This window comes from Noviherbaspirillum denitrificans (genome assembly GCF_002211445.1).
GTDB lineage: Bacteria > Pseudomonadota > Gammaproteobacteria > Burkholderiales > Burkholderiaceae_D > Noviherbaspirillum > Noviherbaspirillum denitrificans.
Window position 1 is genome coordinate 2,232,580 of record NZ_LSTO01000001.1, and the last position, 22,542, is coordinate 2,255,121.

Here is a 22,542-nt window from a genome sequence, read left to right on the forward strand (position 1 = left end):
TTTCGGTGGACACGTGCGCATTAACGAAGGCGAACCTCAGGATGGCCGGAGGTGGCGATGTCGCCATCGGCCGAGGATCGTGAGAAGAGGCAGCCAAAACGCGCGCCATTAACAGCATACCTGCCGCACAAGGAAGTTCGTCACAGTCGATTGGCGTCGACATATATAGGCCGCCGCCTCAAAGAACTAACGCCTTTGCTTCGGTACGTCAGCCAAGCCGCGCTGAACGATGCGCCCGGTGCGTATTCATTGGCGTTGCCAAAACATCACGTCGGGCTACGTATTCGTCTGCAGCGGTCCGCATAATTACAGTCCCAAAATCGACGATTAAAGGTCAAACTTTTTTGCCTGTGGGAACGTGCGCGCACTTCGACTATTCATGGCTCCCGATCGTCCGCAGAGCCGCGCGTACAACACGTTTCACGACTCTTCCGGGTGCCCGCTATTTGAGGGCCACCCGCTGGTCTTTCAGGAAGGGCCTGTCAATATGCTGCGCCAGCTCTTCGAGGGTGGCCTGAGGCAATCCTTTGGCGGCAAAGTGCGACTGCCAGCCCTCGACCACATGGGCGACCTGCCGGGCTTCTGTCAGCGCGTCCTGGGGCGTAAGCCAATACTGGGTTGCTGCGGAAAGCGCATTCTCAATGGTCGACTCTGCCCCCCGTTCCCCGACCACTAACGACTGGTAGCCCAGGGACTGGCCCATGGGCAAGACGTCGAAGGCAGGGGCCAGCACGTACTGTTGATCCTCGCGCACCAGGAGCACATGGTTCTTCTCGTGGTCGTCAGTGTTGTCGATGAGGATGTTGAATACCATGCGCCGAAACATCTCCCGCATTTGATCCCGGTGCAGATCGATTGGGCCGCGTCGCCTCAGGATTAAGGCCAGGTTCGGGTAGGAGAATTCAGCGCCGGCCGCCCGCAGGGCGACATTGGCCGAGATCGCGTGCAGTCGCCGGCCGGCACTCCGGTCGAATCGGCGGATGGCCAGTGCAATCCCGGTCTTGAAGGGGATGGGCCGGGTTTCGGCGACGTTAATGCCGGCTTGTGCCGCGAGGGTAAGCGCCGCGTGCTCCATCAAGGGCTCGGCGGGCCGGTCATCCTCGGCGAATTTGAGCACCCACTCCTGGCCGTCCAGCTGGAACAGCGCCTTGGGCCGGGCGCCCCCCATGGTGACGCCGGGGGCGATCAGACGCATTTGGCGCGCATCGACCGGCTCTTGAGCGAGCACACGGCGCACCACCTCGTGCACCGCGTCGACATCAGCGAGCTTGGGCAGCGGACCGATCTCCCGGGGCTGATAGACCGTGGCGGACAGGGACACCCCGAGAGCCCCGAAACGATCGTCGCCCGCGTAATACAGGTACTCCAGCAAGGAGAGCCGGGGCGGGCGGTCGAGCAGGCGAATGACTCGCTCACCCCACCGGTCGGGGCGCGCATCATCCACTGCGCCTGCGGCTGTATCCTTTTCCAGAGGGATGTGCTCCAGGTCGGTGAGCGGCAGGTCTTCGCTCAAAGGGAAGCCGGCCTTGATCCAGGGCGCGGCGTACTTGAGCGAGACCCCGCGCCGGCTCATCACGAGGTTCAGCTCGCCCACCAGCGCAGGGGCGTCGGGCCTACCGAGAAACCAGAGATAAAGCGTGTCAGGAGGGGCAGCGTGCAAGGTCAGGGCTCCTTTTTCTTGGCGAGCCGCGCCATCGAGGCCCGTGTTCGGGCCGCGCGCAGTTGGCTGGCCTGCCGCACGTCGGACTCCAGCGCCCGCATATCCTTGACTGGGTCGGCAAGTTCAGCGAGCCCGTCCGACAATCCGAGGAGCCAAAGCGCTGAGGCGTACACCCCCATGCTTACTGAGGGGTCGCCCTTTTCCAGGCGGATGAGTGTCGGGACCGAGACGCCCAAACGGGCAGCCCAGTTGCGCTGGGATTCCTTGCGCCGCAGACGAGCCAAAGCCAAATGCTCGCCCAGCGCCTGCAGCGCGCCAAGCGCTTGGGGCGGAATCGATGAGAGGGCGATGGAGGATTTGGACATTAAATAAACTTTACCATAAGCGGTGCTTTTGGTAAAGTTTATGTAATCAGCGCCCTTGGCGACTAAGGCGGCAAATCAACCGCTTCAAGCTTTGCCTCCGAGAACTGCCGCTAAAGTGTCGGCTTTGCCTACAAGCAGGAAACTTTGGACTCTAGATGTCGAGTTTACGTGTTGACGTTCACTGAAAATTGACCCACTTTCCGCAGTAGTTTTCATCCAAATTTGACCCACGTGATTCAATCGCCTGCTCAATAAATGGGCAGGAGGACGAGGAGTGATCACAGTGGGCATGTTTGCCAAGATCAGGCGGATGCATTTCCGCGAGAAGCTCTCCATACGAGAGATCGAACGGCGCACGAATCTGTCGCGCAATACGATCCGCAAGTGGCTGCGCGAGCCAGCCATGACCGAACCAAGGTATCCGGAACGCGAGGGCAAGAGCGTCGTTGACGCCTATGCTGAGCAGGTCCGGACCTGGATTCAAACCGACAGCCACCGCGCCAAGCGGGATCGACGTACGGCCCGTGTCATGTTCCAGGCGATCCAGGCGCAGGGTTACAGCGGTGGATACGGCCGTGTCTGCGCGCTGGTTCGCCGGCTGCAGCAGGAACTGGCTCAGGCACCGAGCCGCAAAGCGTTCGTGCCGCTTGCCTTCGCCCATGGCGAGGCATTTCAGTTCGACTGGAGCTGCGAGTACGCCTGGATTGGCGGCTTGCGCCGGCGTCTGGAGGTAGCGCACTGCAAGCTGGCGTCATCCCGTGCCTTCTGGCTGGTGGCGTATCCGTCGCAAAGCCACGAGATGCTGTTCGATGCCCATACCCGCTCGTTTGCCGCCTTCGGCGGGATCCCGCGGCGGGGCATCTACGACAACATGAAGACCGCCGTGGACAAGGTCGGCAAGGGCAAGGAGCGCAACGTCAATGCCCGCTTCGAGGCCATGTGCGGGCACTATCTGTTCGAGCCGGAGTTCTGCAACCGGGCGGCTGGCTGGGAAAAGGGAATCGTCGAGAAGAACGTCCAGGACCGGCGCAGGCAGATCTGGGTGGCAGCAGCCGACATCCGCTGGAACAGTCTGGGACAACTGAATGACTGGCTGGCCGAGAACTGCCGGCAAAGCTGGGAAGACATGGCGCATCCCGACTGGCCGGAGATGAAGGTGGCCGAGGTTCTGCAGGACGAACGGTTGCAATTGATGCCGGTCCCCAAGCCATTCGACGGTTACGTCGAGCAGCCGGTACGGGTGTCGTCAACAAGCCTGATCCACTTCCAGAAGAACCGTTACAGCGTCCCGACACCCTATGCACACCGCGTAGTCAGCCTGCATGTCTATCCAACCGAACTGGTGGTCGTCGCTGATAACGAAGAGATTGCGCGGCACGAGCGCGTGTTCGACCGCTATATCACCCGCTACAACTGGCAGCACTACATCCCGCTGATTGCCCAGAAGCCCGGTGCATTACGTAATGGAGCGCCATTCCAGACCATGCCCGAGCCGCTATTGCACCTGCAGCGCCATCTCCTGAAACATCCTGGGGGTGACCGCGTCATGGCGCAAGTCCTCTCGGCCATCCCGGATCACGGGCTCGAAGCCGTACTGGATGCAGTCAGGAACGCGCTGGAATCGGGACGACCCAGCGGTGAACACGTTCTCAACGTGCTTGGCCGCATCAAACAGGCACCGGCGACTGCATCGATTACGACAGCGCTGACACTGAAGGAAGAGCCACAAGCCAATGTCTCCCGCTACGAGCGGTTGCGTTCGCTGGATACGGAGGTTCAGCATGTCGCATGAGATCGTCAACCAATTGAAGAGCCTGAAGCTGCACGGCATGGCACAGACCTGGTCGGAGCTGGTAGCCCAGGCCCGCATAGCGGACTTCGATCCGGAGCGGTTCATGGTCCAGCTGCTCAAGTCAGAGACGGCCGAGCGCGAGGTTCGCTCGATTGCCTACCAGATGACGGCTGCCCGCTTCCCCGCACATCGTGATTTGAATGGCTTTAACTTCGCCGAGGCGAAGGTCGATGAAGCGCTGATTCGGCAGCTCCACACCATGTCGTTCCTGGACGCCGCACACAACCTGGTGTTCATTGGCGGACCGGGTACCGGCAAGACGCATCTAGCCACGGCGCTTGGGATCGAAGCCATCAACCGGCACGGCAAGCGCGTCAGGTTCTTCTCCACTGTTGAACTGGTCAATGCGCTGGAACTAGAGAAGGCGGCCGGTAAGCAAGGCCAGATCGCACACCGGCTGATGTACGTCGATCTGGTCATCCTCGACGAACTGGGGTACCTGCCGTTCAGCCAGGTTGGTGGTGCACTACTGTTCCACCTGCTCTCAAAGCTGTACGAACGAACCAGCGTAGCGATTACGACCAACCTGAGCTTCGGCGAGTGGCCTGCGGTGTTCGGGGACGCGAAGATGACGACAGCATTGCTGGACCGACTCACGCATCACTGCCATATTATTGAGACCGGCAATGATTCCTGGCGCTTCAGGCACAGTGAATCGACGCGGAAGACATCCCCCAGAAAGGGCTCGAAGAAGGGAGAAACAGGACTAGCGACCGAAGACTTATCCACAGCAGCGTAGCCGTCTACGCATAAAAAGGGTGGGTCAAAATTCGATGAAAATCGTGGGTCACTTTTACGTGAACATCAACAGTCACCATCCACGACTACTACAGTGACCCCACGAAGAGGACCGATCGCCACATTGACATAGCTTTGGTTGATGCCAATGGCAACCTAGACGTCATCGAGATCAAGAAACCTTTCGACGACAAAATTCTTCGCAAGAGCCTTTACCGCGATAATAGCATCCCAACCTCCGAACTTAGTGGCAGCATCATGCAGGCAGAAAAGTATCTCTTCCATCTGTCGAAATGGGGCGTCAAAGGTGAAGAGACACTCACGAAAAAGTATGCTGCGGAGCTGCCAAAGAGCATGAAGATCCGCATTTCCAATCCTAAGGCGATCATCATAGTCGGCCGCGATCAGATCGGCGGTGCGGAAATGTCTGGCAGTCAGTTGCTGGACTTCGAGATAATCAAGCGCAAGTACGCAAATATGATGGACATCATCACATACGATGACCTGCTACGACGGCTCAACAACACCATTGTTGCGCTTGGTGGGTGATGGATTGTGTTTGACCGGCCCGCCTTCCTCTCGCAGTACGCACCGCCGCCTGTGTGAAGGCATTGTCACAAGGTTCAATTGGCGGGACTCGGCAACGAGGAATGTCTGCAATGTGTCGTTCTCGTTGATATGCGTCACGACGACCCGCAGGAAACTCGCGCACATTTGTCGCCCGTGGAAGCGCACCTCCCCACAGCGTTCGACCAAAAGTGGACTTTTGCCGATTCCCCACCAATGTCCCGGTCGCAGCTGGGAGCGGCCTCCCTTGCAATCGGATTAATACGGACCATGCCTAGGCCCACTCGAGATCCGCCGCCGGCTTCCAATAGGGCAAGGTCGACATCCCTGGGTCGTCGAGCACGATTGCGACGCTCTGTTGTGCTCGTGTGATCGCCACATAGAAGCTTGAAGCAGCGATGGCATCCATATAGGTGCCGGCTCGAAGAAAGTTCATGATCTTGGACGTCGGCGCAATCAGTACTCGGGGAAACGTTGCGCCCTTGGAAACCTTGAAGTTCATAAAATCCAGCGTCAGATTCTTCGCTGATGCGGCCGAGTGACGCAAACTCTGGGGGCGGTATTGCGTCACATACGCGTGGACATGCTCGGCGCGGACAAGAAATACGCCGTCATGACCCGTCGTATGGTCATTCTTGGAGACGGTATACGGAAAGGCCCAGGACGGATCAAAGATCGTGTCCGAGAACGCCGCGATTTTCGGGTGACACCGCCAAGTGACCGCGCTCTCCTCTATCGCCAGGAGTCCCTTCTTCTCACGACTCCTGAACCAGCTGATCGCCTCAGCATAGGCGTACTTCTTATTCTTCGCGCTGCGCGCGTTGGTGGAGAGTACCGCTTGGCGGATATCACCGACCATCCAGAGGTCAACGGCGGAGTCCAGAAGAGCATCAACGATTTCCCAATCATAGGCGCTGAGGTCCTGTACCTCATCGATGAGGATCTCATCGTAGATGCCTTCTAGCCTGCTGATCAGAGCGCCTTGGCTCGCCGCAATCAACTCGAACGCCAGACGCCCGAGTTCGCTTCTGTAGACCGCGCCGCTCTTGTCGAGAAAGCGGGTTTTGCCGGTTGCCATTCGGGGTGGCATGCCGTCAAAGTTGAAGCCCAGCACACGCTCGCCGGGGAACTTGAATGGCAGGAAGGGTTTCGCGAAGTGCCGCAAGAGGAATGTGAACCAGCCGAGCACTTCGATGTTTAAATGGTCGCCAGCGTAGTGGGCAAGGCGTTCCTGAAGCTCGAACTGGTTCTTTTGCGTGTAGGTCAGGGCAAGAACGCGCCGCTCACACGGCAGTTTCGCGCAGTGCTCGACGATGCCTTGGGTCTTGCGAGAGCCTGCGACCGCCAGGGTCAACCGCTTAGCCATGGATAAATTGCGCGGCTTGGAGCATGTATGCCGGAGGCGTGAACTGTTCCGAAGAGCTCGCGATGCGCAAGGCGGCCTCGGTCTTCTCGCGCGACATCCACGTTCCGACGTCCGCCTTGTCCGTGATTCCGAGAATGGTCCGCAGCTGCGCCTCGCCGCAGTGATGAATCATCTGCGGCTCCAGTGTCCTGCCATGAGCCACTTCGCCAATGAATACTTCACGGGAGCCAGGCTTGAGCCACTGTGCCAGCGGCTTGCGAAGCTCTTCCGACTCGATGCCGTCGTTATCGCGAAGTGCTGCGACTTTCTTACCCAGGCGCTCGCACAACTCTAGTCCTCTGCCCAGCGACAGGCCCCGCATGCTCAGGACATCAATCCCGCACTCCATGGGCCGCTTGCCATGAAGGTCCTTGAACACCCGCTCGAAGACGATTTCGTCAGAGGGGCCCTCGACGAGAACAATTCTGTCGGCCAGGACGATGCGCAGGGTGTCGAATCCCGGTAGCTTCTTGAAGTACCTTACCGTCTCCGGATCCAACTCGTTGAGTTTCACGGGAGCGGTGGGGCCCAGGAACTGCAAGGCCTCAAGCCCAAGTCGATTCAGCACGCTCGAACTGTGAGTGGTGATGAAGAGCTGTTGGTCGTCGCTGGTCAGCGTTTCCATCCTGTGCAGAAGCCTCGTCAGGCTGGTGTGGCTCAGGTGGTTCTCGGGCTCCTCGATCATGACGAACTTGGCTCGGCCCGCATGCTTATTCATCGCCAGTGCGATCTTGATCGCAGACTGCTGCCCTTGCCCGGCCATTGCGAAAGGAACGCCATCGACGTGGGGGGCCACCGACTCCTCCCAAGACGTGCGTGTGGTCTGATCCATTGCCAGGGAGATCGGCTGCTCATGCAGTGTTGAATGAAGCTTGCCGATGCGCTCATTCACGCTCTTGAACGCAGTATCTGACAGTACCGCCTTGTAGTCTCGGTATTGGCGGGAAATGTTTGCTCGCTCATGGTGTTCGAGCTGACTGCCCAAGATCTGGCGCAGGTGATAGTCGACGCCACTTGTGCTTCGAACGGTGCGTGCGTCAATGACCGCGGTCGCCAACACTCGCGGGCGCATGATCAACTCGCGGTCCGCGAACGTCCTCCACTCTACGCGGTACCACTCGATCGGCAAGAGGGACGAGGGCGCCTTCGCCCACGCTTGCAGCTCGGCCAAATAGTCCTGATTGGGAATGCAACGAAATCGAACGCCTGGACATGCGTTGGTAGGCGTGTCTGAGTTATGAGCCCCACACAATTCCTGCAGCTCCGGGACGTTTTCGAGGAACACCTCAATGTCGATTTCCGGAAACCGTTGGGGTTCGCCGCGCTTCCTCTTCGCGATGAAGTCGGCCACCACGCCCGTGTTGAACCAGTGGGGATTGAGCTCTTCGGCGGCGCTTCGCCCGTTGATGCGCCCCGTCAGCGCAAGAACGATGGACTCCATGAGCGTGGACTTACCTGACTCGTTCGCGCCGACGATGAGGTTGAGCTTGCGGTTCGGGTAGATCGTCAGGTCGCGATGGATGCGGTATCCGCGGACACGAATCTTCTTTATCACGAGGTCTCCAAGTGCACATAGTGCTTCCGATGGCAGAAGTTGGCTCTTCTAGAGCCTTTTTCTGCATAGAACCTTGTGAGTATATCGTCAAAATCTGGCTACTATTGCAAGTTGACAAGACAGGGTCTACGGCCCTCTTCAAGGTATACAGAGCATTGACACCAGGTCAGCGGTTGTGCGGTTTGGGGCGAGTATTCCCGTTCTCTGTTGGAAGCCGAAAGTCTCGAAGCTGGGGGATAGCTGCCTGTACCGAGGCAACGACCGCCAGACAAAATCGGCTATTAGCTGCCGTTCACACCGTTTCTCGAGTGTGAATAATTCCTGTGAGCAATGTATGGTATAAAAGACACACCCCTCTGCCGCCTGCTCCACGACGAGGCTGTCAGTTCTGATAAGTGAAGTTAGACGTCTGAAAAAGCGACATGCTCGATCTCGGCTCAACTGAATTTGTTCTTGCAAACCCTAGCTATCCTGAACAGGAACTGCGACGTCTTTCGTCTTCGCTATTTGATTCGTGGGAAGCCTTCGTCGATCTATCTGTCACAATCCCAGACTACTCGCTGTTCCTTCAGGTCGAAGAGGGGTCCATAAAGGGGCGCGCAACAATTGGTGCGGCTTTGACGGCGTTTTACTTTGGGATCGGAAACTATGGCGACTTCATTTCCGGGCTCAAGACAATAGGTGAGCAGGTGAGTGCCACTGGCGACTATTTGTCAGAGCAAGCGGGCCAGGTCTTTTCGTGTCCTCCGTCACGCGCCGCGTCAAAGAAGCGGGGCGGATCGCTCGCTGCACTTCAGCGGCTTTTCGTTCGTGTCCAGAAGGGTGAGCTAACGCCCGAGGAAGCGATGATCCGCGCAGAGACCCTTTTAGGAGACGAAGCAGCGACGGAACCAGACTTCATGCGCGAGCTTGCGGACGCATTGCTCAAGTGTCCTCGATACCATCAGCAACAACCATTGCCGTATCTGGGTAAGCGTTCGGCCATCGCGTATTGGCAGCGAGATCTAAGGCGGTAGGAGTTCAGGCGGCGGGTTGCCAGCGATGCGGAAGCAGGTCGTCGATGCGACTGGCTGGCTGAGTCGGCAGCCGTTCCAGGATATCCCGGAGGTACAGGTAAGGGTCATGCCCGTTGAGCCGGGCGGAATGGATCAAGCTCATCACCGCCGCGGCCCGCTTGCCGGCGCGCAGACTGCCGGCAAACAGCCAGTTGCTGCGGCCAACGGCAATCGGACGGATGCGGTTCTCGATCCAGTTGTTATCAATCGGCAGTGCGCCATCGTCAAGGTAGCGCGTCAGCGGCCCCCAGCGTCCCAGGCTGTAATCGATGGCTTTGGCGGTCGCGCTTCCATCCGGCACTCTTTGCCGCTGCGCCGCCAGCCATGCATGCAGCGCATCGGCCGCAGGTCGGCTTCTTTGTTGACGTACGGCCTTGCGCTGGGCGTCATCCATTTCCTGCACGTCACGCTCGATTTCATACAGCCGCCAGAATAGCGTGAGCGCCTGTTCGGCAATCTGGCTTTTGTGATTGGCCCATAGCTGATGGAACTTGCGCCGCGCATGCGCCATGCAGCCGGCTTCGGTGATGCCCAGCCTGAACAGCGCCTTGTAGCCGCTGTAATCGTCGCAGACCAGCGTGCCGCGCCAAGGTCCGAGGAACTCGGCGGCGTGGCGACCGCCACGGCTTTCCGCAAAGTCGAACACGACTGCCTGTACCGGGTGCATCGACGTGGTGCAATAGCTCCACAGGTAAGCCCGGTGCGTCTTGCCGTTGCCCGGCTTGAGCATCGCCACCGGCGTTTCATCGGCATGCAGAACCGCATGGGTCAGCAACTCTTCGCGCAGAGCGTCGACCAGCGGCTGCAGCTGCACACCGCACATGCCCACCCACTGCGCCAACGTGGAGCGCGCGATCGCCATGCCGGCGCGCTCGAAGATCCCTTCCTGCCGATACAGCGGCAAGTGATCTCCATACTTGGCCACCAGCACCTGGGCCAGCAAGCCGCAGGTCGGCATTCCCTTGTCGATGATGTGCGGTGCCACCGGCGCCTGCACCAACGTCTGGCAATGGCTGCATACCCATTTGCCGCGCACATGACGCTCCACCGTAAAGACGCCCGGCTGGTAATCGAGCTTCTCGGCGATGTCCTCGCCAATGCGCTTCATCTGGCAGCCGCAGCTGCAGGTGGTGGATTGCGGTTCATGGTGAATCTCCCGGCGGGGCAGGTGTGCCGGCAAGGGAGCGCGTTTTGGCTGCCTCTTCTCTCGCTCCTCGGCCGATGGGGACGTCAGGCGCTCGATCTCCTGTGCGAGCGCTTCAAGGTCGGTATCGATGGTTTCTTCCAGCAGGCTCTTCTGGCCCACGTGGAACGCTTCGCTTTGGGCGGCGAACTTGAGCCGCTTGAGCGCGGCCATCTCATGCGTAAGCTTGTCGATCATGACCTGCTTGACGCGCATCTCGGCCATCAGGTGCCGGGCCAGTTCGCGTAGCTGTGGCGCGTCGAGTGCATCAAGCATGGCAGCGGTGTCGGTCATGCGCACATCGTGCCAGCGGCCGACGGCGTTAACAATCGCTATCGACATCGCGTTTGCTAAAGATTAAATGACGGTGATGATGCCCCGTTCACCGACACGCTGCCATGGCAGTCCCAGCACCAGCGCATCGAACTGGGCGCGCGACAGAGTGACTGTTTTATCTTCCAAGACCGGCCAGATGAACCTGCCTTGATGCAGGCGTCGTGCCGCCAGCCAGATGCCGATGCCGTCATGTACCAGCACCTTGAGGCGGTTGGCGCGTCGATTGGCGAACAGGTAGGCGTGATGCGGCCGGGCCGCGCCGAATACCTTGACCACGCGCGCCAGGGCGGTTTCCATGCCGGCGCGCATGTCCATCGGTTCGACCGCCAGCCAGATCGCCTCAATCCGAATCACCGCAGCAGCTCACGTAGCCAGGCTGCACAGTCGGCCGCAGCACTCATGGGCCAAACGACGGTCACGGTGGTGGCCCCCCGCCGCAGCTCGACGCGAATGTTGTCGTCCCGGTTCCGCTCGGGAGCGACAGTGACTGGTACAAAGTCATGCTTGACGTCGGTCGACGCGGTATTGCTCGGCGTCGCCACCTGCGCCGGTGTTGCCTCCGCGCGTTCCTGTTTGATGATCCAGTGGCGCAGCAGATTGGCATTGAGACCGTGCGCAAGCGCGACCGCAGCGATGGAGACGCCTGGCTGCTGGCAGGCGGCAATTACTTCGGCTTTGAATTCGGCGCTGTGCCGCCGGCGCCGCTGCCGGCCGACTTGGTGTTCACCTTCGTTAGTGTGCACGTGTCCACCTAAAGTTAAGTGGACATCATCCTCGCAAGATCGCCATCACCCTTCAAGATGGAATGGCCGGACGCTTACGTATCTGGAGCAAGCAGACGAGATTGATGCGCTGGTGGAGGCTGAACCTAAGACTCCGCGGCCTTCCAAGCCTCCAGCACCTGTTTTGGGCCCGGCTCTACAACTACGTGTGGAGGTGTGGCGCGAGTCTAAGGACAAGCGGAAGCAGACTCGCATCATTAAGCTATAAACGGCATACGTCTAGCAGGTCGATCGATGCCGATGTTACGTCGCCGTGCTTCGCCCGGGTATTGTCCGCGGTTCATCTACGACGTTAGCCTTTCACAGGAGAAATCGCATGTCCGTAAGTTTTGCAGCGGTACACGTTCGAAAGCCTTGGCGAAAACATAACATTCATCAGACTCTTTATGCCGCTACCGACGGCAAGGATGGCGCAAAGAACTTACTTCTCCGTATTGGGCGAGTTGCCGACATGTGGAAGAAATACGGTGACGTACACTGTGTCTTCGTCTGGGAGGACGAAGCAGAGTTTGGCCAGGCATTTCGGATTGATCCGGCACGAAACGGGAGAGTCCAATCGGCCACCGTATCGATTGATCGAATACTGCGCTTCGAGCAGAACAGAGAGTGCAGCGCAACCGAAATCAATAAGTGCTTCGGTGACGATTTCTCGGCTACAGAGAACACTCCTCCTACTGGGTTCGAACAGTCGCCACCAGAAGCACCTATCGCCGGAGCTATTTACCCTGACGAACTCCCTCAAGCCGCCACCTATACGGAAGGCGCAGGACAGCAAGTCGTAGTGAATCGATATGAGCGCTCTCCGGAAGCACGTAATGCCTGTATTACGCACTTTGGAAACACCTGCCAAGTATGCGCCCTAGACTTTAGTGAGAAGTATGGTGAACTCGGAGCAGGTTTTATTCACGTGCACCACCGGGTATCTATTGCTGCTATCGGAAATGAATACTGCGTTGATCCAGTCAATGATCTCGTGCCGGTATGCCCAAACTGCCATGCAATGCTTCACAGGCGCGAGCCGCCCCTTGAAATTGAAGAGTTGCGTGCATTAATGCATGACGGTTAAACCTATAATCAACTCGACTTCCTCCCTGCACACAGCAGTTGGGTTCCCTTCGCGCTCCGACTGCAGCTTACCTCCACGTTGACCATCCGCTTTCGACGCGGTTCAAGGACGGCGCCTTTAACTATGTCAGCACTTGCACGTTTGGCTGACGGTGGTGAGATCAGAACTTGACTGACGTCTTGTGTCGCAGGACAAGCTGAAAACGAAGTTCGGAAGACTCAAGAAAGACTTGCGGTTTTGCGAAGAGTGCTAAACCGAACCGTTGTCTTGAATACGCTCGCTTTAATGAAACGAGTATTTAAAGCCAGCATCTAGCCTTCGGGCGAGCGACCAGCGCCTTCGTCGCTGGTCGCTGGTAAAAGCCTCGATGCTGTTTCAAACAATCCCAAACCAATTTCTACAAGGAGGACTGTGTCCTGTGAAAATGGCAACCCCTTCGCTTGTCACACAAGATAATTGCCAATAAGCCGCTATTCATTGAAACATATCGATTTCTAGACACACACTTGCTTCTTCCGGATAACACGGCCTGTACGCCGGCGGCAGTTTCGGCCGCCGCGCCGGCAAGGATTCTGACTACATCCTGGAAGCGGCGCATATCGTCAAGGCCATCAACGGCCGTGCGCCGGTCAAGCTGGTCTGGCTGCGCGAGGATGACATGCGGGGTGGCTACTACCGGCCCGCGTTCCACCACCGCCTCAAGGCCGGGCTCGACGAACAGGGCAGGCTGGTCGGCTGGCATCATCGGCTGGTCGGACAGTCCATCCTCACCGGCTCGCCTTTCGATGCCATGGTCAAGGATGGCATCGATTTCGTCTCGGTCGAAGGCGCGAGCAATCTGCCGTATGCCATCCCCAACCTGCAGGTCGAGCTCCACACGCCGACCGACATCAACGTGCCGGTGCTGTGGTGGCGTTCGGTCGGTTCCACGCACACCGCGTTTTCGACGGAATGCTTCATCGACGAACTCGCGCAGGCGGCGGACAAGGATCCGGTCGCATGGCGCCTGTCCATGCTCGACAAACACCCGCGCCATGCGGCGGTGCTCAAACTGGCGGCCGACAAGGCAGGCTGGGGCACACCGCTGCAACCGGGCAAGGCCGGCGAGCGTCGCGGACGCGGCGTTGCGGTCCACGAATCCTTCGGCTCCTTCGTCGCGCAGGTCGCGGAAGTGAGCGTGAAGGACGACGGCAGCTTCCATGTTGACCGCATCGTCTGCGCGGTCGATTGCGGCACCGCGATCAACCCCGACATCATCCGCGCGCAAGTCGAAGGCTCGGTCGGTTTCGGGCTGTCGACGGTATTGCAGAATGCGATCACGCTGACCGGCGGCAAGGTCGACCAATCGAACTTCCATGACTACCAGCCCACGCGCATCACCGACATGCCGCGCGTCGACGTGCACATCATGCAGTCCGGCGAAAAGCCGACCGGCATCGGCGAACCCGCCGTGCCGCCGCTGGCACCGGCCATCGCCAACGCACTGGCGGCGGCGACCGGCAAGCGGGTACGCAAGCTGCCGGTCACAAAAGACATGCTGAAGGCCTGACCATGTACAGCACCGACCGGCAAGTACTCAACGCGGCGTTGCGCTGGGCGGCATCCGGGCACCGCTTCGCGCTCGTGACCGTGGCAAGGACATGGGGCTCTGCGCCACGCCAGCCCGGCGCGTGGCTGGCGCTGCGCGAAGACGGCCTGGTCGAAGGCTCGGTGTCTGGCGGCTGCATCGAGGATGACCTGGTCGAGCGCATGCGTGCCGGCAAGATCACGGGCGACGCGCCTTTCAAGCTGGTGTATGGGCTGAGCAAGGACGAGGCGGTGCGCTTCGGTCTTCCCTGCGGCGGCACGCTGGAACTGGTGGTTGAGCCCTCACCCGACCTTGCGCAGCTCAAGGACATGTCGGCCCGGCTCGATGACCGCCGGCTTGTCGTCCGCCGGGTTGACCTCGACAGCGGACGGGTCAGCATGCACGCCGCGCGGCGCGAGGACATGCTGCATTGGGACGGCGTGCAGCTCACCACGGTGCACGGTCCGCAATGGCGATTGCTGATCATCGGCGCCGGACAGATATCGCGCTACCTGGCGCAGATGGCGATTGCACTGGACTATGAAGTCATCGTCTGCGACCCGCGCGAAGAATACCTGCACGGCTGGGACGTGCCTGCCGCGCGCGTGCTGAGCACCATCATGCCCGACGACGCCATCCTCGCGCTGCAGGTGGATGCGCGCACTGCCGTCGTCGCGCTGACGCACGATCCGAAACTGGATGACATGGCGCTGCTGGAAGCCCTGAAGTCGCCCGCCTTCTATGTCGGCGCGCTCGGCTCGAAGCGCAACAGCGAACGCCGGCGCGAACGGCTGGTGCAGCATTTCGGCTTTCTGGAAAGCGAAGTGGAAAAGCTGCGCGGCCCGGTCGGGCTGCCGATCGGCAGCAAGACGCCGCCGGAAATCGCCGTCTCCATCCTCGCCGGCATGATCGCAGCGCGCAATGAGGTTAGACTGGTTGCCGCAGGCGAGGCGCCTTTGCCTGCGGAACACGAGATCGGGTGAATCAATTGGCACAACCGGATAAGATGCATACAGCAACGGATCGCCTGCACGCCGTGCGCGAGGCACTGGCACGCAGCATCGCCGCGCGTCCCCTTCCCGATGGTGAACCGGTAACCACCGCCATCCCGTCGCTCTCGCTGTTCACGCGCACCACGCCTTCCGAACCCACCAATTGCATGTACATGCCCAGCCTCGCGCTGGTCGTGCAGGGCGACAAGCGGGTGATGCTCGGCGACGATACCTTTCTCTATGGCGCCGGCCGTTTCCTGATTACATCGGTTGACCTGCCGGTGATCGGCGAAGTGCTCGAAGCAAGCCCCGAGTCGCCATTCATGGCGCTGGTGCTGACAATTGACCGGCGCGTCGTGACCGAACTGATCATGGAAAACAAGTTCCGCGTGCCGCGCGCCGAATCGAATGGACGCGGGCTCTCGGTGGGCGAGGCATCGCTGCCGCTGCTCCAGGCCTTCCAGCGCCTGGTCGACTTGCTCGACGATCCAGACGATATTCCCGCGCTGGCGCCGCTCATCGAACGAGAAATCCTGTACCGCCTTCTAGTGAGCGACCAGGGCGCCCGCCTGCGCCAGATCGCCTCCACCGGCAGCCAGAGCCACCGCATCGCCCGCGCGATCGACTGGCTCAAGGCGCATGCCTGCGAACCGCTGCGCGTCGATGAACTGGCGGCGCTGGCGCAGATGAGTACCTCCACTTTTCACCATCATTTCCGCGCGCTGACGGCGATGAGCCCGTTGCAGTTCCAGAAATGGCTGCGCCTGAACGAGGCAAGGCGGCTGATGCTGACCGAGCACGTCGATGCGTCGACGGCGGCCTTCCGGGTCGGCTACGAGAGTCCGTCGCAATTCGGGCGGGAATACCACCGGCTATTCGGCGCACCGCCTCTGCGCGATATCACTCGCTTGCGGCAGGACGCGTCGGCCGGACTGGTGAGGATGGCAGGCGTGTAGGGCGACTCGCAAGCGCCCGCTACAGCACCTTCCCCGGATTCATCAACCCCAGCGGATCCAGCGCCTGCTTGATCACTCCCATCAGCCGCAATTCCGTGTCCGATTTGTAGCGCCTGATCTCGTCGCGCTTCAACTCCCCCAGTCCATGCTCGGCGGAGATTGATCCCGCGAACCGGTGCACGCTGTCGTGCACGACGCGGTTCACCGCTTCCTGCTGTTCGATGAACTGCGCATCGTTCATGCCCTCGGGCGCTGACACGTTGTAGTGCAGGTTGCCGTCGCCGAGATGGCCGAAGACAAGCATGCGGCATCCGGGGAAGCGTTGTGCGAGCAGGTTGTCGGTCTCGCCGATGAAGCGCCCGATGTCCGAAATCGGAATCGATACGTCATGCTTGATGTGCTTGCCTTCCGCCGCCTGCGCCAGCGTGATGTGTTCACGCAGGTTCCACAATGCGCGGGACTGGGCGATCGAGGAGGCCACCACCGCATCGGTGACCAGGTCGCGTTCCATCGCCTCCGACATCAGCGCCTCCAGCGTGGCCGTGGCGTGCTCTTCCGATTCGCTGTCCGATATTTCCAGCAATGCGTACTGCGGATGCTCCTCCGTGAACGGCAGCCGCATGTCCGGGAAATGCTTCGTCACCAGCGCCAGGCTGAATTGCGACATCAGCTCGAAGCCGGTGAGGGCCGCACCACATAATGCCTGCGCGCTGGCCAGCAGCGCGACCGCATCGTCCTGCGTGCGCAGCGCGGCGAGGGCGGTCAGGCAAGCCTTCGGTTGCGGGAACAGTTTCAGCACCGCGCCGGTGATGATGCCGAGCGTGCCTTCGGCGCCGATGTACAGGTCGCGCAGGTCATAGCCGGTGTTGTCCTTGCGCAGTCCGCGCAGGCCATCCCATTTCTCTCCCTGAGGCGTGACCACTTCCAGGCCCAGGCAAAGCTCGCGCATGTTGCCGTAGCGGAGGACGGCGGTGCCGCCGGCGTTGGTCGCGAGGTTGCCGCCGATCGTGCAGCTGCCTTCCGCCGCCAGCGACAGCGGAAACAGCCGGCCTGCCGCCGTGGCCGCGTTCTGCACTTCTTCCAGGATGCAGCCGGCGTCGACGGTGATGGTGTTGTTGAGCGGGTCGATCGCACGGATCCGGTTCAGACGCTTGAGCGAGAGGACAACCGCGGTACCGCTGCGGTCCGGCACACTGCCGGCGACGAGGCCGGTGTTGCCGCCCTGTGGCACGACGGGAACGCGCGCATCGGCGCAGAGCTTTACGATGGCGGCGACTTCATTCGCGTCCGCCGGGCGGATCACGGCCAGCGCATTGCCCGTCGTACGGCCGCGCCAGTCGGTGAGGTAGGGCGCCATGTCATCCGCGGCGGTCAGTACGTGGTTGGCGCCCGTCAAAGCGCGGCAGCGGTCAAGAAAATCGGTCATGCGTCTCTCCTACAGTAGTTCGAGCCGATCTTAGGATTGCCGCCTATATCTGTCCAATATATATTGATGGCAGTTTTTATATTAAGAACAGATAACAGAAATGGAACTCCGCCACCTGCGCTACTTCGTCGCCGTCGCCGAAGAACTGTCCTTCACGCGGGCCGCCGAACGGCTGCATATCGGGCAGCCGCCGCTGAGCCAGCAGATCCAGGCGCTCGAAGCCGAAATCGGCGTGACGCTGCTGGACCGGTCGCGGCGCTGGGTCAGGCTGACGGAGCCGGGGCGGCTGTTCCTGGAAGATGCGCGCCGTATCCTTGCACTGTCGTCGGGTGCCGCGGAGACGGCGCGGCGCGCGCAACGAGGGGAAGCCGGCGAACTGCGCATCGGGTTCACGCGCTCGATTCCGTACACGCCGATCTTTCCGGCCATCATCAATGCGTATCGCAAACAGTTTCCGGAAGTCAGTCTGCGCTTACAGGACATGACGACCAAGCAGCAGGCGGCCGCGCTGAAGGACGGTGCGCTCGACCTCGGCTTCATGCGGCCGCTGGATGCGGCAAGCCCGGAAGGACTGGAACTGACCGTCCTCGCACGCGACGGATTCGCGGCGGTCCTGCCGGCCGATCACCGCCTTGTCGGCAAGGCATCCATTGCGATCGGCGAGCTGCGCGACGAAGATTTCGTGATGTTTCCGTACGACGACGGGACGACATTGACGCCGCGGATCATTGCGCTGTGCCGGGAAGCGGGATTTGAACCGCGGCTGGTGATGGAGGCGCGCGAAGCAGCGGCGATTGGCGGGCTCGTTGCGGCGGGATGCGGCGTGTCTGTCTTGCCTGCGGTGCTGGGAAGCATGGGCATCCAGGGAGCGTGTTTCCGGCCGCTCAAGGGCAAGGGGGCGACGGCCAATCTGGTGCTGGCCCGGCGCCGCGGGGATGGCAGCGCACTGGTCAAGGCTTTTCTCGGTATTGCCGCGGGAGCCAGTGTGCGCAAGCGCTGACCGGACATCCGGATGTATTTGAAGGGTGCGCCCCGTGTACCGGTGCTGATTGCGGCAATGGTGCGCAGGGCGCACCCTACCTCTTTTTCTGAATGGGCAGTAATGCTCGTTATCAAAAGAGCAATCACGTTTCCTGATGTACTTTCCGGAAATCGCCTGTTCCATTACCCATGATGCACCGCAGTTTTGCCTGGGAATTCCCGCCATTTGAATCATTTCAACTGATATTTACAATCACTATTTATTATTTGTTTTGATTGTTCGCGCTCCTTATACTGCCTTCTCGTGACCAGAGGGTTCCACGCCCCGCCCACCCCTTGGGGATCAAGAGAATTGGAGACCGTAATGATCAGAGCAGTCCGCAACCTCGCACTATCCATTTGCGCCGGGCTGGTAATGGCCGCACCGGCAATCGCCAATACTTCCGCCTATCCCAACCAGCCGATCCGCATCGTGGTCCCGTACGCGCCGGGCGGCTTCAACGACACTATCGCCCGCCTGGTCGGCAAGAAGCTGCAGGATTCCTGGGGGCAACCGGTGATCGTGGACAACCGGCCGGGCGGCGGGACCATCCTTGGCCTGACCAACGCGGCCAAGTCGCCGCCGGATGGCTACACGCTGGCCGTGGTCGGCTTCCCCACCGTTGCCAACCAGTTCCTGCACAAGAAGCTGACCTACGACACCAACAAGGATTTCACGCCGGTCGTGCTCGGCGCCTATTCGCCGAACCTGCTGGTGGTCCGTGCCGATTCGCCGATCAAGTCGCTGAAGGATTTCATTGCGGCTGCGAAAGCCAAGCCGGGCAAGCTGAATTACGCCAGCGCGGGTAACGGCACCTCGAACCACTTGACGATGGAGTACTTCAAGAGCGTGGCAGGCATCGACCTCACGCAGGTGCCGTACAAGGGCAGCGCGCCGATGATCACCGACCTGCTTGGCGGTCAGGTGGACATCATGTTCGACAACGCGCCGCATGTGATGCCGCACGTCAAGGCCGGCAAGCTGCGCGCGCTGGCGATCACCAGCGAAAAGCGTTCGCCGCTGCTACCGGATGTGCCGACCGTGTCCGAACTCGGCTTCCCCGACTTCGTAGTGTCGGTCTGGTACGGCTTCTCCGCGCCCGCCGGCACGCCGCCGGAGATCATCGCCAAGCTCAACGGCGAGATCAACAAGATCCTCAAGGCGGATGACATCAAGAAGGCATTCGTTGATGCCGGCGTGGACCCGCTCGGCGGCAGCACCCAGCAGTTCGACACCTACTTCAAGTCGCAGAGCGCGCGCTGGGGCAAGGTCATCAAGGATGCCAACGTGGTGGCGGACTGAGAAGACACGCAATGGTGCGCGGGGCGCGCCCTACGATTCAAGAGCGAGACCGATCCATGGAAATGAAAGTGCCATCCCCAGTCGCCGAACACGCGCAGCAGAACGCGCATGTCGGCCGCCCGATGCGGCGCATCGAAGATGCATCGCTGCTGACCGGGCGCGGCCAGTACGGCGACGATGTCGGCGTCAAGCCCGGCACGCTGCATGCAGCCGTGGTGCGCTCGCCGCATGCGCATGCGGTGCTCGGCCGGATCGATACCCGCCAGGCGGCAAGCGCGCCTGGCGTGCGTGCCGTGCTGACCGGCAAGGACATCGCGGACTGGTCGCGTCCCTTCGTGGTCGGGGTAAAGTCGCCGATGGAAATGTGGGCGCTGGCGATGGATCGCGTGCGCTATGTCGGCGACCCGGTGGCGGTGGTGATCGCCGAATCGCGTTACCTCGCTGAAGACGCGGCCGACCTGATCACCGTCGAGTACACGCCGCTGCCTGCGGTGACCAGCATCGACGAAGCGATCCGCGAAGACGCGACGGTGCTGCATGAAGTTGTCGGCAGCAACGTGGTGAGCGACCGCCATTTCCGCTACGGCGACCCGGAAACCGCGTTCGCCAATGCCGCACACTGCATCGAACTCACCGCGCACTATCCGCGCAATTCCTGCACGCCCATGGAAGGCTCGGTGGTGGTGGCGGAATACCTTTCCGATGAAGAAGGCTACGACGTCAGCTCCAACTTCATGGGACCGTTTTCCCTGCATACGGTGATGGCGCTCGCACTGCGCGTGTCGGGCACCAAGCTGCGGCACCGCACCTTCCGCGATTCCGGCGGCAGCTTCGGCGTCAAGCATGCGGTGTTCCAGTATGTCGTGCTGATGTGCCTCGCCTCGCGCAAGGCGGGCGCGCCGGTGAAGTGGGTGGAAGACCGGCTGGAACACCTGGTCGCGCTGACCTCGGCCACCGGCCGCCTGTCGACGATTCGCGCGGCAGTCGAAGCCGACGGCCGCATCACTGCCTTGTCCTACGACCAGTTCGACGATTGCGGCGGCTACCTGCGCGCGCCGGAACCGGCGACCTTTTACCGCATGCACGGCTGCCTGACCGGTGCGTATGCGATCCCGAACCTCTTGGTGCGCAATCGCGTGGTGCTCACCAACAAGACGCCGGCCGGCCTGGTGCGCGGCTTCGGCGGCCCGCAAGTGTATTTCGCACTCGAGCGCCTGATGCAGCGCATTGCCAATACATTGGGCATCGACCCGGTCACGCTGTACCGGCGCAATTTCATCCCGGCCGATGCTTTCCCCTACCGGGCGGCCGCAGGCGCGCTGATCGATTCCGGCAACTACCAGCGTGCGCTGGAACTGGTGGAAGAAGACGGCAAGCTGGAACGGCTCTATGCGCGCCGCAAGCAGGCGCGCGCGGAGGGGCGCCTGTACGGCATCGGCTTCGCCGCCATCGTCGAGCCGTCGATTTCCAACATGGGCTATATCTCGACCGTGCTGCCGGCCGAAGCGCGCGCCAAGGCCGGCCCGAAGAACGGCGCGATCGCGGCCGCCACGGTCAGCATTGATCCGCTGGGCGGCGTCAACGTCGTCATCGCGTCGGCACCGGCTGGACAGGGACACCGCACGGTTTGCGCGCAGGTCGCCGCCGATGTCTTCGGCATCGATCCGGAAGGCATCGCAGTCAATGTCGAATTCGATACGCAAAAGGATGCATGGTCGGTCGCGGCCGGCAACTATTCGAGCCGCTTTGCCGGCGCGGTCGCGGGCACGGTGCATCTTGCCGCGTGCAAGCTGCGCGACAAGCTTGCGCGCATCGCCGCGCCGCAGCTCGGCTGCACACCTGACGAGGTGGTTTTCGCCGGCGGCAAGATCAGTTCGCCGCTCGCCCCCGACAAGGGCTTGCCCTTCCTGCGCATGGCCGCCAGCCCGCACTGGGCGCCGGGGCTGCTTCCCGAAGGCGTGGAGCCGGGCCTGCGCGAAACCGCATTCTGGACCGCGGAGCAATTGACCGCGCCCGACGAACAGGACCGCGTCAATACCTCGGCTGCCTACGGTTTCGCATTCGACGTGTGCGCAGTGGAAGTCGACCGCGACACCGGCCGCGTGCGCATCGACGAATACATTACCACCCATGACGCGGGCAAGATCCTCAATCCGGCGCTGGCCGACGGCCAGATCCGCGGCGCCTTCGCGCAGGGACTGGGCGCGGCGCTGATGGAAGAGTTCCGCTATGGTGAAGACGGCAGCTTCCAGTCCGGCACCTTCGCCGACTACCTGGTGCCGACCACTTGCGAAGTGCCGGAGCCGACCATCATCCACCTCGAAACGCCGTCTCCGTTCACGCCGCTCGGCGCCAAGGGCCTGGGCGAGGGCAACAACATGAGCACGCCGCCCTGCATCGCGAATGCGGTGGCCGATGCGATCGGCGCCGCCGATGTCACGCTGCCGCTCACGCCATCCAAGGTGATGTCGCTGATCGGTATCGATGATCGTCCGCCATCCAAACCGAAAACCGTGCAGGCACCTGCCGCCGGCAAGGGGGGCAAGTCGCTCGCCGCGCGCGGCGAGGTGTTCCTCAATGCGCCGCCGGTCGCCGTGTTCGCGGTACTGCTCGATCCCGCCGCACTCGCGAAAGTCATCCCCGGATGCAACGGCCTCGAGCGCATCGGTGAAAACCGCTACCGCGCCGCTGTGACGGTCGGTGTCGGCATGATC

The 22,542-nt window shown here is 61.1% G+C and carries 18 protein-coding genes and 1 pseudogene; 11 read left to right on the forward strand and 8 right to left on the reverse strand.

What is annotated here, in order from left to right; genetic code table 11:
* Positions 1-442 precede the first annotated feature (442 nt).
* Together AYR66_RS10980 and AYR66_RS10985 are read right to left on the reverse strand one after the other, a co-directional pair.
* The gene (locus tag AYR66_RS10980) at positions 443-1,660 is read right to left on the reverse strand and encodes a type II toxin-antitoxin system HipA family toxin (RefSeq protein ID WP_234814878.1); all 1,218 of its coding nucleotides are present in this window, start codon (positions 1,658-1,660) and stop codon (positions 443-445) included.
* A 2-nt stretch (positions 1,661-1,662) separates the two neighbouring features.
* Positions 1,663-2,025 carry a helix-turn-helix domain-containing protein gene (locus AYR66_RS10985; RefSeq protein WP_088707521.1) on the reverse strand — a complete coding sequence of 121 codons (363 nt, stop codon included), beginning with the start codon at positions 2,023-2,025 and terminating at the stop codon, positions 1,663-1,665.
* Positions 2,026-2,314: 289 nt separating this feature from the next.
* Between AYR66_RS10985 and istA the strand changes: the two genes are divergently transcribed.
* From istA to AYR66_RS11000, 3 genes are all read left to right on the forward strand, one after another.
* Positions 2,315-3,817 (forward strand): IS21 family transposase, encoded by a 1,503-nt coding sequence (gene istA / locus AYR66_RS10990; RefSeq protein ID WP_420093097.1) that lies wholly within the window; start codon positions 2,315-2,317, stop codon positions 3,815-3,817.
* On the forward strand, positions 3,807-4,616 hold the full coding sequence (gene istB / locus AYR66_RS10995; RefSeq protein ID WP_088707203.1) for an IS21-like element helper ATPase IstB: 810 nt from the start codon (positions 3,807-3,809) through the stop codon (positions 4,614-4,616). Before istA ends, istB begins: the two co-directional genes overlap by 11 nt.
* A 77-nt stretch (positions 4,617-4,693) precedes the next feature.
* Positions 4,694-5,164 (forward strand): Shedu anti-phage system protein SduA domain-containing protein, encoded by a 471-nt coding sequence (locus AYR66_RS11000; RefSeq protein WP_088707522.1) that lies wholly within the window; start codon positions 4,694-4,696, stop codon positions 5,162-5,164.
* A gap of 292 nt (positions 5,165-5,456) precedes the next feature.
* Here the strand turns inward: AYR66_RS11000 and AYR66_RS11005 are convergent, their stop codons facing one another.
* Both AYR66_RS11005 and AYR66_RS11010 read right to left on the reverse strand, forming a co-directional pair.
* Positions 5,457-6,548: a UvrD-helicase domain-containing protein gene (locus AYR66_RS11005; RefSeq protein WP_088707523.1), complete on the reverse strand. Its 1,092-nt coding sequence runs from the start codon at positions 6,546-6,548 to the stop codon at positions 5,457-5,459.
* Complete coding sequence (locus AYR66_RS11010; protein WP_088707524.1) at positions 6,541-8,142, reverse strand: ATP-dependent nuclease; 1,602 nt, start codon at positions 8,140-8,142, stop codon at positions 6,541-6,543. Before AYR66_RS11010 ends, AYR66_RS11005 begins: the two co-directional genes overlap by 8 nt.
* Before the next feature lie 422 nt (positions 8,143-8,564).
* Between AYR66_RS11010 and AYR66_RS11015 the strand changes: the two genes are divergently transcribed.
* Complete coding sequence (locus AYR66_RS11015) at positions 8,565-9,158, forward strand: hypothetical protein (protein WP_088707525.1); 594 nt, start codon at positions 8,565-8,567, stop codon at positions 9,156-9,158.
* A gap of 4 nt (positions 9,159-9,162) precedes the next feature.
* Here the strand turns inward: AYR66_RS11015 and tnpC are convergent, their stop codons facing one another.
* The 3 genes from tnpC to tnpA all read right to left on the reverse strand — a co-directional run bounded on the left by tnpC (position 9,163) and on the right by tnpA (position 11,459).
* On the reverse strand, positions 9,163-10,674 hold the full coding sequence (gene tnpC / locus AYR66_RS11020) for an IS66 family transposase (RefSeq protein WP_088709750.1): 1,512 nt from the start codon (positions 10,672-10,674) through the stop codon (positions 9,163-9,165).
* Between the two features lie 63 nt (positions 10,675-10,737).
* Positions 10,738-11,070 (reverse strand): IS66 family insertion sequence element accessory protein TnpB, encoded by a 333-nt coding sequence (gene tnpB, locus AYR66_RS11025; RefSeq protein WP_141104056.1) that lies wholly within the window; start codon positions 11,068-11,070, stop codon positions 10,738-10,740.
* Positions 11,067-11,459 carry an IS66-like element accessory protein TnpA gene (gene tnpA / locus AYR66_RS11030; protein ID WP_141104057.1) on the reverse strand — a complete coding sequence of 131 codons (393 nt, stop codon included), beginning with the start codon at positions 11,457-11,459 and terminating at the stop codon, positions 11,067-11,069. Before tnpA ends, tnpB begins: the two co-directional genes overlap by 4 nt.
* Positions 11,460-11,814: 355 nt before the next feature.
* On the opposite strand from tnpA, the gene AYR66_RS11035 reads away from it, so the two are divergent.
* From AYR66_RS11035 to AYR66_RS11050, 4 genes and pseudogenes are all read left to right on the forward strand, one after another.
* The gene (locus AYR66_RS11035) at positions 11,815-12,564 is read left to right on the forward strand and encodes an HNH endonuclease (RefSeq protein ID WP_088707526.1); all 750 of its coding nucleotides are present in this window, start codon (positions 11,815-11,817) and stop codon (positions 12,562-12,564) included.
* 529 nt (positions 12,565-13,093) lie between these two features.
* Positions 13,094-14,113 (forward strand): annotated as a pseudogene (locus AYR66_RS11040) (xanthine dehydrogenase family protein molybdopterin-binding subunit); the annotation flags it as partial.
* Positions 14,114-14,115: 2 nt separating this feature from the next.
* Positions 14,116-15,114, forward strand: coding sequence for an XdhC family protein (locus AYR66_RS11045; protein ID WP_088707528.1), 999 nt, complete (start codon positions 14,116-14,118; stop codon positions 15,112-15,114).
* Between the two features lie 23 nt (positions 15,115-15,137).
* Positions 15,138-16,079, forward strand: coding sequence for an AraC family transcriptional regulator (locus tag AYR66_RS11050; RefSeq protein ID WP_088707529.1), 942 nt, complete (start codon positions 15,138-15,140; stop codon positions 16,077-16,079).
* 19 nt (positions 16,080-16,098) lie between these two features.
* On the opposite strand, the gene AYR66_RS11055 is transcribed toward AYR66_RS11050, so the two are convergent.
* Complete coding sequence (locus tag AYR66_RS11055; protein ID WP_088707530.1) at positions 16,099-17,505, reverse strand: FAD-binding oxidoreductase; 1,407 nt, start codon at positions 17,503-17,505, stop codon at positions 16,099-16,101.
* A 100-nt stretch (positions 17,506-17,605) separates the two neighbouring features.
* Here AYR66_RS11055 and AYR66_RS11060 point away from each other — a divergent pair, with 100 nt between their 5' ends.
* From AYR66_RS11060 to AYR66_RS11070, 3 genes are all read left to right on the forward strand, one after another.
* Entirely contained in the window at positions 17,606-18,505 is a 900-nt protein-coding gene (locus tag AYR66_RS11060) for a LysR substrate-binding domain-containing protein (protein WP_088707531.1), read from the forward strand.
* 345 nt (positions 18,506-18,850) lie between these two features.
* Positions 18,851-19,828, forward strand: coding sequence for a Bug family tripartite tricarboxylate transporter substrate binding protein (locus AYR66_RS11065; RefSeq protein ID WP_088707532.1), 978 nt, complete (start codon positions 18,851-18,853; stop codon positions 19,826-19,828).
* Between the two features lie 62 nt (positions 19,829-19,890).
* Positions 19,891-22,542: molybdopterin cofactor-binding domain-containing protein (locus tag AYR66_RS11070; RefSeq protein WP_170942298.1), on the forward strand; the 2,652-nt coding region annotated here is incomplete at its 3' end.

What these genes read in the sequence shown, in the direction of transcription:
- AYR66_RS10985 (WP_088707521.1), bottom strand. Translation starts at nt 2,025, where the DNA reads ATGTCCAAATCCTCCATCGCCCTCTCATCGATTCCGCCCCAAGCGCTT.
- istA (WP_420093097.1), top strand. Translation starts at nt 2,315, where the DNA reads ATGTTTGCCAAGATCAGGCGGATGCATTTCCGCGAGAAGCTCTCCATA.
- istB (WP_088707203.1), top strand. Translation starts at nt 3,807, where the DNA reads ATGTCGCATGAGATCGTCAACCAATTGAAGAGCCTGAAGCTGCACGGC.
- AYR66_RS11005 (WP_088707523.1), bottom strand. Translation starts at nt 6,548, where the DNA reads ATGGCTAAGCGGTTGACCCTGGCGGTCGCAGGCTCTCGCAAGACCCAA.
- AYR66_RS11015 (WP_088707525.1), top strand. Translation starts at nt 8,565, where the DNA reads ATGCTCGATCTCGGCTCAACTGAATTTGTTCTTGCAAACCCTAGCTAT.
- tnpC (WP_088709750.1), bottom strand. Translation starts at nt 10,674, where the DNA reads ATGACCGACACCGCTGCCATGCTTGATGCACTCGACGCGCCACAGCTA.
- AYR66_RS11035 (WP_088707526.1), top strand. Translation starts at nt 11,815, where the DNA reads ATGTCCGTAAGTTTTGCAGCGGTACACGTTCGAAAGCCTTGGCGAAAA.
- AYR66_RS11045 (WP_088707528.1), top strand. Translation starts at nt 14,116, where the DNA reads ATGTACAGCACCGACCGGCAAGTACTCAACGCGGCGTTGCGCTGGGCG.
- AYR66_RS11050 (WP_088707529.1), top strand. Translation starts at nt 15,138, where the DNA reads ATGCATACAGCAACGGATCGCCTGCACGCCGTGCGCGAGGCACTGGCA.
- AYR66_RS11055 (WP_088707530.1), bottom strand. Translation starts at nt 17,505, where the DNA reads ATGACCGATTTTCTTGACCGCTGCCGCGCTTTGACGGGCGCCAACCAC.
- AYR66_RS11060 (WP_088707531.1), top strand. Translation starts at nt 17,606, where the DNA reads ATGGAACTCCGCCACCTGCGCTACTTCGTCGCCGTCGCCGAAGAACTG.
- AYR66_RS11065 (WP_088707532.1), top strand. Translation starts at nt 18,851, where the DNA reads ATGATCAGAGCAGTCCGCAACCTCGCACTATCCATTTGCGCCGGGCTG.